We start from the raw sequence: 11,874 nt of genomic DNA, 5'->3' as shown, positions 1-11,874 counted from the left end.
CTTGCAAGATAGACTTTCGTCTAATGAGCAAAGACAAGTTAATCTCTCTGGGAATCTTGGTCAGGCTGAGTGTGGCCTATAAACTCGATAATCTGGCCGCCAGCCTTTTGAATCAGCTCATAGTCGTGAGTAACTAGGATAATAGTCTTACCCTGGTCCACAAATTGGTGCAGGTTGTCAATCAACTGCTCCATCTGGCCCCGACAAAGGCCACTGGTTGGCTCATCAAAGACCAAAAGGGGCTTGTCAGCTACCCGGGCCATGGCCAAAAGCAGGCGCTGTTTTTCCCCGCCCGATAGGCTCTGGGGATGCCGGTCCACCTTATCCAGAAGATTGAGCTGGGCTAGGGCGGCCTTTTTAGCCTCATCATCCTGGCTCACAATGGAAATCTCCGACCAGACCGACTCGGTAAAGAGTTGATAGTTGACATCCTGCATGACGGCAGTTAGCCACTGGTAACTTGGCTTTAAAGGCTGGCCCTGATAGAAGGTTTGGCCTTTAAATTTCTTATTGAGGCCCAAGAGACAACGAAGAAAGGTACTTTTACCCACTCCATTGGAGCCGATAATAAAGTAAAGTCCCTGGTCAAAGGAAAAATGGCTAGCCAAAACCGGCTTAGCTCCATAACTATAAGAGTAGTTTTGACAAAGGAGCCTGCCCGACTCTTGAGGACCTTGGTCAAAGAGACTCTTGCGACTAAAGTTTTCCACTATCAAATCAGTCTTCTTAATCTCTGTCAGACTGCGGAGACCATGCTGGTCTGCTAGACTCTGATTGACCTTAGCTGCTGGATAGACCTTAGCCTCCCCCTCTTCAAAAAGAACCAACTTATCCAGCAAATCCCTGAAATAGTAGAGGCGGTGTTCGGCAATAATAATGGTCTTGCCCATAGCCTTGAGCTTGACCAGAACCTCCTTAAAACGGGCAATCGCTTGCCTATCTAGTGAAGAGGAAGGTTCATCAAACATATAGATATCATTGTCCATACAGGCCACGCTGGTGATGGCCAGGAGCTGCTTTTCTCCACCAGACAGGGTAAAAATAGGACGGTCCAGCAGGTCCTCCATGCCCAAAAGCTGGGTATAGCTGCGAATCCGCTCTAAGATTTCCTCCCTGGGCAGGTTACGATTTTCTAGAGCAAAGGCCATTTCATCGGTAGAATTGACAGCATAAAACTGGGTCTTGGGATTTTGAAAAACCGTCGAAATAAAACGACTGCGCTGGGCCATATCCAGCTCCAAGAGATTCTGACCCTGATAGGTCAAGTCCCCTGCTAGCCTAGCCGCTTGAAAGTGCGGGATGATGCCATTGATTACCTTGAGAAAACTGCTCTTGCCCGTACCCGAAGCTCCGGTTACAACCGTTATTTGCCCAGGCTCAAAACTAAGGTTGAGATTTGTTAAAATCTCTTGCTCATAGGCAATCGTGAAATTCTTAAACTCTAACATAGCGACTCCAAACATCTAAAAGGAGGACCAAAATCATCAGACTAATTAGAAGATAGTCCCAAAAACCCAGCCTAGTGGTAGAAATGGTCGTCCTTGGTCCACCCACAATCAGGCCCCTAGTCATGGCCGAAATGGCCACATCGTCGGCCGTCCTTGAGAGGCACATCAAGAGGGGGACATAGCGGTACTCGAGCATTCGCAGGGGCTGGCGAAAGAACTGGCGGCCGGTCAGCCCCCGTAAATACATGGCCTCCTTAATCTGCTGGTAGTCCTCCTTGACCGTATAGAAAAAGCGAAACATAACCGAAATCGGGACAATCAGCAAATCCGGCAACTTCATTTTCTGCAGGGAGGCCACCAAGTCGCTCATGCTAGTGGTGAGAATGCTGTAACGCCCCATCACCAGACCTGGCGCCATTTTGAGGCTGGTCATGGTGATAAGAACCAAAACCGACTCAAAAATCGAGGCCTTAGAATGGGTCAAGAGCCAGTCCTGCAAGAGACTGGCTAGACCGATAAATAAGAGCCCCTTGAAAACAGCCAGATATTTCCTATCCAGCAAGAGCAAGAGATAGGGCAGACTGGAGAGGAGAAGGATTAGGAAAAAATAGTGCTTGTGGAGATTGCCCAGCAAGAGGATAAAGGAGATGACAATGGTCATCAAAAGTTTGGTCCTAAAATCTAATTTCATAGCCTTCTTTCAAGAACCTTTCTTCTAAATAAAGATGGCGACTAGAACCTTCCTAGTTCCTAGTCATCTAAAGGGAGGAGTAAACTAGAGACTGACCTTGTTGAAATGCTTGTGGAGCATCTTAATCCCGATGGTCGCACCTAGATAGCCACCAACTGCTCCCAATAATACAATGGGAAGCAAGGACCAATTGGGCAGGACACTCATCATCTTGTCCGCAAATTCTTGCCCATAACCCTGCTCAACAACCTTGGCGATATAGGCATCCCGGTTCAAGAAGATGGGGATAAAGTTAAAGATAGAGGCTAGAGAATAGACCGTAAAGGCCCAACGAGCATGCTTGATACTCTGGTAGTTTCCTTGATGGAGGACCCATTCAGCCAGCAAGGATAAAAACATGGTTTCTGGTAGGATATAAACTCCATGACCAGTCGCCATGAAAAAGAGACCAATCAAGGTTCCCATAATCAGGACCAGACCGAAATGGTGAATTTTAGTGCTATAAAGCATAAAGATTGGCCCACCGACTAGACCCCCGATAAAGGGGACCAGGGGCATGGTATAGGGGATAAAGCCAATCATTCCCCCGACAAAGGTAGCTACAAAAATCAAGAGGGTGTAAAGACCGGCATTGATTAGATCTTTGACTGTAAATTTTGTTTTCATTTTTTCTCCTTTTCTAGGCCTTGGGCTTGGGCCCTTGGTCCTGACTATTAGTTGAGCGACTAGGCTAGACGAGTGGGCTAGTCCTTCTTCTCAGCCAGCCAACTCAAGTAGCTTTTAGGAATGGTATTTGAAATCTTCAATCAGCTGGGCTGTTTCAACTAATTCTTGATAGACCGGCGAGCTTGCTAAGAGCTCTTGGTGTTTGCCGGCGCCATCTAATTGGCCGTCAGCCAAGACGACAATCTGGTCAGCGTTTTCGATAGACTTGAGACGGTGGGAAATAATCAAAACCGTCCTATCCCGCAAGAGGTGACTGAGGCTGTCTTGAATGGCCTTTTCATTTTCAATATCGAGGGAAGAGGTAATCTCATCCAAAATGACAATCGGGGCCTGTTTAAGGATTGCCCGCGCTATGGAAATTCGCTGGCGCTCCCCACCCGATAACTTGGCACCATTCTCACCAATCAAGGTATGATAGCCCTGGGGCAGACGCTCGATAAAGTCCTGACAATTGGCCTTTTTTGCCGCCTCCATAACCTCTTGGTCAGAGGCGGTCGGCCGACCCAGACGGATATTTTCCAGAACCGAGCTATTGAAGAGACTGACCTCTTGAAAGACAATCGAGATATAATCAAAGAGTCTCCCAGGATTCAAATCCCCTAGCTCCTGCCCTCCGATCAAAATCTGACCCTTTTGATAATCATAGAGACGAGAGATGAGACGGAGCAGGGTGGTCTTACCACAGCCAGATGGGCCGACCAGGGCTGTTACCTCATTTTGCCTAGCCACAAAGCTAAGACCCTTGATAACTTCCTGGTCCTTCTTATAGGAAAAATGCAGGTCGCGGACCTCAATATCAAAGCTGGTCAAGTCAAAGTCCCGCCCCTTGGGTGCAACCTGGGCACGCAAGTCCCGAATCCGCTTAATGGCAGAGTCTGTGTAGAGGATTTCAGCAATATTGAGATAAATCCCCTCAACCCCATCAATGATTTTGATATTAGCCAGCAGGTAGCCGATAAAATAGAGCAGACTGACCTGCCCCCTAGCCAAAAGGAGGGAGCCCACCATTACCAAGAGAGCCAGGGAGAAGCGCAGGATAATACCCGATAACATGACCGGCAGTCCCTGCATGATTTCCGAGCGCAGATGAATCTTCTCACTTTTATCCATCTGCTGATAGAGAGACTGGGCTAGATGCTGGCTGAGATTGTAGGCCTTAATCTCCTCCTGCAGGTCAATGGCCTCTTGAAAACTCTCGGAATTTTCCCTCAGTTGACGCCAATAACGGGCTGTCTCCCGCTTTTGTAAGCCCTTGGACAGCAAGAGCAGACCAGCACTTAGCAGGATAGGAAGCAGAATCGCTAGACCCAAAAGGGGTTGGCCCAGGAGCAGAAAAATTGCCATCAAGACAAAGAAGAGGAGAAAACCCAAAGTTTTTGCCAGGGCATGGCTCATGGCATGCTCCAAACGCTCCACATCGCTCATCAGAGTCTGGGAGAGATCCGATAAGTCATGATTTGAAAAATAAGACAGGGGGAGGTCCTGCAAGGTCTGGGCAATATCCCTTCTGATGTTACCGCTCTCCTGGTAGGTCAGGGTATAGGTCGAGTTGTAGTCCCAGTAGATGACCCCATAAAGGAGAAGAACAGCCCCCAAGACCAAGAGAAGAAAGAGCCAAAAAGCAGGTAACTTGGCACTTAAGAGCCCCTGTAAGTAAAACATAAACACAAACATGGGCAAAAGCTGACCACAAAAAGCCAAAAAGGAAACCAAGCAAGAGCGACAAAGGTTTTTAGCTCCGACCCTGGTCAGGCCAAATATAACTTGAATACGATTTATCATAAGACCCTCCATTCACTAGCTTGGGCATAGAGCTCTTGCAAGATACAGTAGCGACCAGCCTTTTCCATCAAGAAGTCATGGCTACCCCGCTCGACAATCTGCCCCTGTTCCATCAGCAAGATTTCATCAACCCCCTTGATAGAAGGTAGGCGGTGGGCAATAATCAAGACCGTCTTATCCTTGATAAGGCGGGCAAAGGCCTGCTGAATCTTGTATTCATTATTTAGGTCCGTCGAAGCTGAGGCCTCATCTAAGATAAGCAGTTTGGGATCCTTCAAGATAGCCCGAGCCAGGGCAATCCGCTGCTTTTCCCCACCCGATAGATGAACTCCCTTAGAGCCAATAAGGGTCTCCTCCCTTTGGGGAAACTTAGCCAGAATATCCTGGCAACCAGCCTCTTCCAAGGCCTTCAAAACCTGGTCTCGACTGGCACTGGGCTTGCCAATTTGGACATTATCAAAAATTGACATTTTAAAAAGTCTGGCCTCCTGAAAGACAAAGGAAACCTGCTCCATCAAGGCCTCTTGCCGGTAAGACTCAAGAGGCTTGCCTCCCAGCAGGATTTGCCCTGAACTAGGCTGATAAAAGCCTGCTAGCAAACGAGCCAGGGTGGATTTCCCACTACCGCTAGAGCCTACTAGGGCGTAGACCTTCTTAGCCGCCAGGGAAAAGGACAGGTCTTTGATGACCGCCGGACTATCTGGATAGGCAAAAGAGACCTTCCGAAATTCGATACTAGCTTCCGCCAAATCCTCTTCCTCTCCCTGATAGACCCGGTCCTTGGTCATATCTGCATAGAGGTTCTCAATCTTATCCAGAACCTGGGCACTCTTATACTGGTACATGCTGACATACATAACCTTCATAAAACAGGTAAAGAGCAGACCCAATACCGAGAAAAGAAAGAGGATTTGAGGCAGAAGGACTAGCTGGCCTGCCAGTGGGACAAATAGAAGAAGCCCCGTCAAGACAAAAAGAATATAGACTACAAAAAGCACCTGAAAGAGAACATAGGCCCTGCGACAACTAAAACTATAGTTAAGGGCATCTCTGGAGTAAGAGTCGATAGCCTTGGACAGGGCCCGAAAAGAGTCCACCGAGGTCTTGAAAATCTTGATAACCTGGATACCCCTGACATACTCAACCGTTGCACTATTCAAATTTTCCAGGGCCTGGCTATAGCGCTCCATCAGCTCCACCTGACCGGTCATATCCTTGACCAGCCAAGAACCGATAAAAACTAGTAAAAAGAGCAAGAGAGTCAGGTAGGGGTTGATGAATAGACTTAGCAGCAAAATCAAGAGCGGAGTGGTGATAACCCCAGCAATATCTGGAATCAGATGGGCCACCAGACCATGGGTTTCAGCTGCATTGTCATCAATAATCTTTCTAATCTTCCCTGAGGAAGACTGACTAAAAAAGGAAAAATTAGACTGTAAGAGCCCGTCAATCCCCTTCTTGCGCAAGTTGGTTTCAAGCCGAAAGGCCACCAGATGAGAAATGAGGCCCGAACCGACATAAAGAAAGGAGGCCATAATCATCAAAAAGACAATAAGTAGGGCCTGGGAAAAAGCCTGCCCCTGCTGGCCTAAACTGATTAAGTCCGTCAAGAAAACATAGATAAAGTAAAGGCTCATGACCATCAAGGCCGAGGAGAGGCTTGAGAGTAAAATAGCAAGATAAGCCAGATATTGGTAGTTGGGAATATAGGAAAATAGTCTCTTATAAAGCGTAAACATTGAGAAACTCCTTGTCAGCTTGGGGGTTAACTTGTAAAATAAGCCTAAATTGGTATAATAGTTCTAAGATTATTTTAACACTCCATCCCAACCCCTACAAGAAAGATTAGATTTTCTGACGAATTGTAGTATTTGGCTAATCATAGTATTTAAAGGAGTTTTTATGAAAGCCAGCCTCAACCTTTTGACCCTAGCCGACCAAAGTAGCCTCCTCCAAGACTGCCTCCATTTTTCTAGCCATGGTCAAACCTACTTTATCGACCAGGACAAGCTAGCTGGTTTTCACTGGATTTATGAAACCCTCTACTTCTCCATTCATATCCACGACTTGCAGGTTAAGGAAGATTTCTTGGCCAGTCTCAACTTTGAAGAAGATTCAAACTGCCTAGCCCTATCCAGCTACCTCAAGGCGGTCAGTGGCGAAAACCTCCTGCCCTACCAAAGCCTCAACAGCCAGAGTAGCCTGAGCAGTTTCAAGGACCAGCAGGACCTGCGTTTGCTCCTGCACGCCCACTCCAACTTTCAAGCCATCAGCCTGGCCTTTAAAGAAAGTATGATTGACGAATATCTGACCGACAACCTCCACTTGAGCCAGCAGGAAATCCAGAAAATCTTTCAAAACTCCCAGCAGCTGACCATTAGTAAACTGGAGAAAATCGCCGAAGAAATCAGCCACTATAAGTTGACCTCCCTGGGGAGCGAGCTCTTCTACGAGATTAAGGCTAGGGAATGGCTAAGCCTCCTTATCAATGACTACTACCAGCAAAAGAGCCAGCCTCCCCTGACCGAGGCGGACGACTTGGCCTTAAGTAGTGTTAGCACCTACATCAAGGAGCATTTTGCCAAGGACATCTCCCAGGACCTGCTGGCCCAGATTGCCATGATGAGTAAGACCAAGCTCAAAACCGCCTTCAAAAGCAAGTACCACATGACCCTGACCGAGTTTATCCAAAGGCGGCGAATCAGCATGGCCAAGCAGCTCCTAATCACCACCCCCCTCAATATCAAGGAAGTAGCCTTGTCTGTCGGCTACCAGTCCCATAGCCGCTTTTCCAGCCTCTTTAAAAAATACACCGGCCTCTACCCTCGACAGGTCCGCAAGCAAGCCGAGGAGACCCGAAGCAAGAGTCAGAGAAAGGCCAAGTAAGTCCTCTTAACCGCCAAAGTTCCACCCCGCCTCGGCTCTATCACCTCCTGGACCCGGACTAAATATCTGTTCTGAACAAGCAAAAAATCACCCTGGATTGAGGGTGATTTTATGGTTTTTAACTAGTTTAAGTCATGCTCTTCTTTTTGCCTAGAGCTAGCGAGGCCTCTGGATTCAATCTTTGCGGTTTTGCGCTGAATCATCCCTATAATTTCATCGGTAAGCTCTTCCGCGCCGTCAAGCGGTACATAATGCCCCGACCGAGGAGCGACAACATGCCGTCCATACGGCGATTGGATGGCGCGTTGTCTATGCAGCACATTTAAGCGGGTGCGAGCATTGCGGCTGATACCGTTACCGGGTAGGGCCCCAGAAATAATGCTGATGGGAATATTCCCGGTATCAGGCGGGGTATTGCGCCAGGTATAGAGTTGGTCCAAAAAAGTGCGCGACTGCTCAATGCAGGTACTAAATACCGCTGCGCTCATACCGTCGTGGCGTAAGTCAGCAGCGGCATCAGAGGGCAAAGCCGCAAGTAGGTTGCGGTAGAACAAGGGGAGAAGGTGCAGTTGCGCCAGGATACGATGGACGGCTAGGACAATACGTTCGGCGTGACGGTAGGCGGGAGAAAATAGCGTGTCATCGGCTTCGTCAGCAGGGTCTGCCAAAACCAGCCCAACGATGCGCTCGGGACATTGTGCGGCAGCAAGGCGCACTATCGCACCGCCCGCGCTGTGACCTACGAGGATGTAGCGGGGCGCAGCAAAATAGTCAAGTAGGCAGTTGAGGTCGGCAGCCATACGGGTGAGACTGCGCCCCTGCGGGTCGGGGTCAGATAGGCCCAGCCCGGCACGATCATACACGATGGCAGGAGCAAAAGTAGCAATTTTCGGCTGTACCCTTGCCCAAATGGAACGGGTGCTTGCGCTACCGCTTTCAAATACGACGGTTACATCGCTCTTTGTCACAGGCTGCAAGACTTGCGTATATAGGCGACGATTATCAGGTAGGAGGATATATTCGGGAGTACCTTGGCTATGCATGTTTTTTCCTTTTTAACGCTTTCAAATTTTCAGGCTACTTGTGGCTCTTTAGGTCTCAGCATGAGGTCCTGTCGCTATTCTTGGCTGCTATCTCACGAAAAAGTAAAAACAGCGGGAGAGAAAAAGAGACACCAATTACCAAGCCTAAAATAGACCACATCATCCATTTTTTATCCTTTCTTAAGGATTCTGACACCACAAAGGCAATAAAAACCAGGGCGGATATTATCACATCAAGGGCAAAAAAGGAGCTGATGTAGCTAGCAAATAATTCATGGAAAAACAAGCCCAGATTAAGCCCATTTTCCAAAAGAAAAAGGCTAAAGGGGGCTAAAGGAAGCACAGCACCAATAAAACTCAACAGAAGGTATACCTTAATCATTTCTCCTCCACTTCAAAGACTTGTCAACAGTTCTAACACTAAAAACTTCTGATTACAGTATAACATAAAGAGTGTTTTTTGTATTTTTTTACTAACTCTTTTCAAGGAAAATCAGTTGGATAAAATATAAAAGCCGGAAAGAAGGCAAAAAATCACCCTCAATCTGGGGTGATTTTATTTTTTAACTAGTTTAAGTCTTGCTCTTCTTTTTTCCGTTTGCCAAGGAGAAAACCGAGGCCAAGGAAGAGGGCTAAAAGACCAGTTGCTGAAGTTGCTTGGGCCTCTTGGCTACCTGTTTGAGGTAGGCGGCCTTGCTCGAGAGCCTTCTTCTGACGAGCTGCTGGATCTTGATTAGCAGTGAAGGTCGGACGACCCCCTTGCCGGGCTTGAGCCGCCCGATCAAAGACTTGTTGAGCTTCTTCAAGGCTATTTTGAGCCTGGTATTGGGCCGCCAAGCGATCATAGTCTGCCTGACGAGCTGCTTGGACTGCTTGAGAAGCTTCTAATTTCAAGAGACTAGCGTTCAAGACTGCTTGCTTGGCGTCGTAGTCCGCTTGAGCTTGAGCCAGGGCTGCTTGGGCACTAGCTAGGTTGGCATCAGCGTTTTCTAGCTTAGATAGACGGTCTTGAGCTTGAGCCAGGGCTTGGCCTAACTTAGTCAATTCAGCCTGTAATTGAGCCAGGGCTTGCTTTTGACTACTCAAATCTTGGTTGAGGTTTTGGAGCCTGGTTTCCGCCTCATTCAAGCTTGTTTGGGCTGCCTTTTGACTAGCCTCTGCTGCTTCAAGAGCCTTTTGAGCCGCAGTCAGACTAGCCTGCTTGCTAGCTTCATCAGCCTTGCTTTGCTCATAGGCTGCCTGAGCTTGGGCTAGAGCTACCAAGTCTGCATTCAAGCGGTCATTGGCTTCCTTGAGTTGAGCTTGAGCTGCCACATCATTGGTCAAGGCTGCTTGAGCTTGATTATAAGCATTGGTTGCTTGATTGAGCTTGGTTTGGGCCTGGTCGTATTGAGCTTGGGCCGCTTGCTTGGTTGCTTGAGCCTGATCATTTTCTGCCTTAGCCTGATTATAAGTTGCTTGAGCCTGAGCTACCAGTTGCGGATCATAGCTAGCCAGGGTTGCTGGACTGGTGCTAAAGTTGCTAGCATTCTTAGCCAAGTTTTCCCCAATCAAGGCAAAGTGGGCCATAGTAATGTCTGATTCAGAAGAGAAGTCCAAACCAAAGTAGTCCTTGCCACCACCGTCATTGACACCAGAGATAGAAACCGCATGGTCCCACTCCTCGCCATTGAACATAAAGGCAATGATAGACTCGTAAACCTTGGCCTTGAGACTGGCCATGCTGAGATTTTGCTCTTTAGGTGTCCAAATCATGGCATTTTCATAGTACTGTTGACCACGCGCTTCTGCTGCGGCATCTGTTGTTGGCAGATTGTAAGTGCGGGCTGCTGCATTGACTGCTCGCGCATCGTGGCCTTGAGTTTTAATCTGATTCCAGGTCCAGTTATCGGCATTATAGCCTTGGGCCATCTTGTCCGCAAAGTCAAGACCAGACTTGACTACTTCCACGCCAGATGTTCCCACTTGCTGTCTGATTTGGTTAATCAAACCTGCCGCAAAGAGCGAAAGTTCTGTCCGGACTTCTTCAGACAGGCTGTTGGTATCCATCAGGGTTGTGCCGTCTTGAGGATTGGCCTTATAAACATTGAGGGCCTTGTCATGGTTGTTGATTTGTTTAAGAGTAGCTTCAGCCGCTGCCTTATTGGTCGCAATTTGTTTGAGGGCTGCGATATACTCACCTGATAGGGTAATGCTGTTGCCGGCCAAAATATCCGCCGCATTGTTGCTGCCTTTTTGAGCTGCTGTCAGGGCTGCTTGGGCTTGATTGAGCAAGGCTTGCTTGTCATTAGCCGCTTGGCTAGCCTGGTCTAGTTCAGTCTTTTTGGCATTTGCTTCAGTTTCAGCCTCAGTCTTGGCCTTTTGAGTTTCTTGGGCCTTGGCTTGACGTTCTGCAGCTGATTTTTGGGCATCAGCCAGATTGCTCTCAGCTTCTTTGACTGCCGCACGATCTGCTGTTACCTTGTCTTGGGCCTTGCTTACTTCTTGAGCTGCCTTAGCTTGACCATTGGCAGTCAGATTGTCTTGGGCAGTCTGAACTACTGCCTTAGCATCTGCTACTTTCTTATCTTCGCTTGCTACTTTTTCTTTTTCTTGCTTAACAAGCTCTTCCTGGGCGGTAACCTTTTCTTGGACCTGAGCCACTTCCTTGTCTTTTTGCTCTACTTGGGCCTTCTTGTCATTTTGAGCCGCTTCTTGGGCCTTGACTTCATCCTTGGCTGCTTGAATGCTAGCTGGATTGGCCTCTTGAACTGCCGCTTGGGCTTCTGCTTGCTTGGCCTGGGCTTGATCTAATTGTCCCTTAGCTGTTTCAGCTTGGGATTGGGCTGCTTGAACAGCTGCCTGGTCTTGAGCGACTGTTGCATTGGCCTGATCCAGCTGGCTCTTAGCCTGGGCTACTTGCTCTTGACTCACTGGACTCGCTTGAGTCGTCGCCTCTTGTTGGCTGGCCTGGTCTCCAGCCACTTCCTCTACAAGCTCATCGGCCTGGCTGACTTTCCCAGCAAAGAGCGACAAAGTAAGCGCCCCAAAAGTCAGAGCACTAATCAATTTTTTCTTATACATAATTTCTTTCTCCTTTTTAAGAAACAAAAATTGTTCTTAAATCCTGTTTTTTTATGTTGCCACCGCAAAAAAGCTGACTATTATACCTTACCATTTTTTTACTAATTAGAAAATATCTGAATTGACAGAATGGCTCCTCCTGTCTAAAAAAATCTGCATTTGTTATCCATTTGTTACATTGGAGGGGCCAGAAAGAGCGGTAGAGCTGGATTAAACATATTTTCAAAAGGATAGT

9 protein-coding genes are annotated in these 11,874 nt (G+C 47.9%); 1 reads left to right on the top strand and 8 read right to left on the bottom strand.

Going from position 1 to position 11,874, the window contains the following annotated elements; genetic code table 11:
• Positions 1–38 precede the first annotated feature (38 nt).
• The 5 genes from C4K46_RS08655 to C4K46_RS08635 all read right to left on the bottom strand — a co-directional run bounded on the left by C4K46_RS08655 (position 39) and on the right by C4K46_RS08635 (position 6,386).
• The gene (locus C4K46_RS08655) at positions 39–1,448 is read right to left on the bottom strand and encodes an ABC transporter ATP-binding protein (protein WP_209628568.1); all 1,410 of its coding nucleotides are present in this window, start codon (positions 1,446–1,448) and stop codon (positions 39–41) included.
• The gene (locus tag C4K46_RS08650; RefSeq protein ID WP_209628566.1) at positions 1,435–2,139 is read right to left on the bottom strand and encodes an energy-coupling factor transporter transmembrane component T; all 705 of its coding nucleotides are present in this window, start codon (positions 2,137–2,139) and stop codon (positions 1,435–1,437) included. The genes C4K46_RS08655 and C4K46_RS08650 overlap by 14 nt, the downstream gene beginning before the upstream one ends.
• An 84-nt stretch (positions 2,140–2,223) precedes the next feature.
• Entirely contained in the window at positions 2,224–2,805 is a 582-nt protein-coding gene (locus tag C4K46_RS08645) for an MptD family putative ECF transporter S component (protein ID WP_209628564.1), read from the bottom strand.
• Between the two features lie 114 nt (positions 2,806–2,919).
• Complete coding sequence (locus C4K46_RS08640; protein WP_245335177.1) at positions 2,920–4,647, bottom strand: ABC transporter ATP-binding protein; 1,728 nt, start codon at positions 4,645–4,647, stop codon at positions 2,920–2,922.
• Complete coding sequence (locus tag C4K46_RS08635; protein WP_209628560.1) at positions 4,644–6,386, bottom strand: ABC transporter ATP-binding protein; 1,743 nt, start codon at positions 6,384–6,386, stop codon at positions 4,644–4,646. The genes C4K46_RS08640 and C4K46_RS08635 overlap by 4 nt, the downstream gene beginning before the upstream one ends.
• A 163-nt stretch (positions 6,387–6,549) precedes the next feature.
• On the opposite strand from C4K46_RS08635, the gene C4K46_RS08630 reads away from it, so the two are divergent.
• On the top strand, positions 6,550–7,533 hold the full coding sequence (locus C4K46_RS08630; protein ID WP_209628558.1) for an AraC family transcriptional regulator: 984 nt from the start codon (positions 6,550–6,552) through the stop codon (positions 7,531–7,533).
• 122 nt (positions 7,534–7,655) lie between these two features.
• Here the strand turns inward: C4K46_RS08630 and C4K46_RS08625 are convergent, their stop codons facing one another.
• From C4K46_RS08625 to C4K46_RS08615, 3 genes are all read right to left on the bottom strand, one after another.
• Entirely contained in the window at positions 7,656–8,576 is a 921-nt protein-coding gene (locus C4K46_RS08625; RefSeq protein WP_209628556.1) for an alpha/beta fold hydrolase, read from the bottom strand.
• A 55-nt stretch (positions 8,577–8,631) separates the two neighbouring features.
• Positions 8,632–8,958 (bottom strand): DUF2834 domain-containing protein, encoded by a 327-nt coding sequence (locus C4K46_RS08620; RefSeq protein WP_209628554.1) that lies wholly within the window; start codon positions 8,956–8,958, stop codon positions 8,632–8,634.
• Between the two features lie 185 nt (positions 8,959–9,143).
• Positions 9,144–11,639 carry an SEC10/PgrA surface exclusion domain-containing protein gene (locus tag C4K46_RS08615; protein WP_209628552.1) on the bottom strand — a complete coding sequence of 832 codons (2,496 nt, stop codon included), beginning with the start codon at positions 11,637–11,639 and terminating at the stop codon, positions 9,144–9,146.
• Between the last annotated feature and the right edge of the window lie 235 nt (positions 11,640–11,874).

This window comes from Streptococcus oricebi, from assembly GCF_017883985.1.
GTDB lineage: Bacteria > Bacillota > Bacilli > Lactobacillales > Streptococcaceae > Streptococcus > Streptococcus oricebi.
This window is presented reverse-complemented; position numbering and strand designations above follow the sequence as displayed.

What these genes read in the sequence shown, in the direction of transcription:
- C4K46_RS08650 (WP_209628566.1), bottom strand. Translation starts at nt 2,139, where the DNA reads ATGAAATTAGATTTTAGGACCAAACTTTTGATGACCATTGTCATCTCC.
- C4K46_RS08645 (WP_209628564.1), bottom strand. Translation starts at nt 2,805, where the DNA reads ATGAAAACAAAATTTACAGTCAAAGATCTAATCAATGCCGGTCTTTAC.
- C4K46_RS08625 (WP_209628556.1), bottom strand. Translation starts at nt 8,576, where the DNA reads ATGCATAGCCAAGGTACTCCCGAATATATCCTCCTACCTGATAATCGT.
- C4K46_RS08630 (WP_209628558.1), top strand. Translation starts at nt 6,550, where the DNA reads ATGAAAGCCAGCCTCAACCTTTTGACCCTAGCCGACCAAAGTAGCCTC.
- C4K46_RS08635 (WP_209628560.1), bottom strand. Translation starts at nt 6,386, where the DNA reads ATGTTTACGCTTTATAAGAGACTATTTTCCTATATTCCCAACTACCAA.
- C4K46_RS08655 (WP_209628568.1), bottom strand. Translation starts at nt 1,448, where the DNA reads ATGTTAGAGTTTAAGAATTTCACGATTGCCTATGAGCAAGAGATTTTA.
- C4K46_RS08640 (WP_245335177.1), bottom strand. Translation starts at nt 4,647, where the DNA reads ATGATAAATCGTATTCAAGTTATATTTGGCCTGACCAGGGTCGGAGCT.
- C4K46_RS08620 (WP_209628554.1), bottom strand. Translation starts at nt 8,958, where the DNA reads ATGATTAAGGTATACCTTCTGTTGAGTTTTATTGGTGCTGTGCTTCCT.
- C4K46_RS08615 (WP_209628552.1), bottom strand. Translation starts at nt 11,639, where the DNA reads ATGTATAAGAAAAAATTGATTAGTGCTCTGACTTTTGGGGCGCTTACT.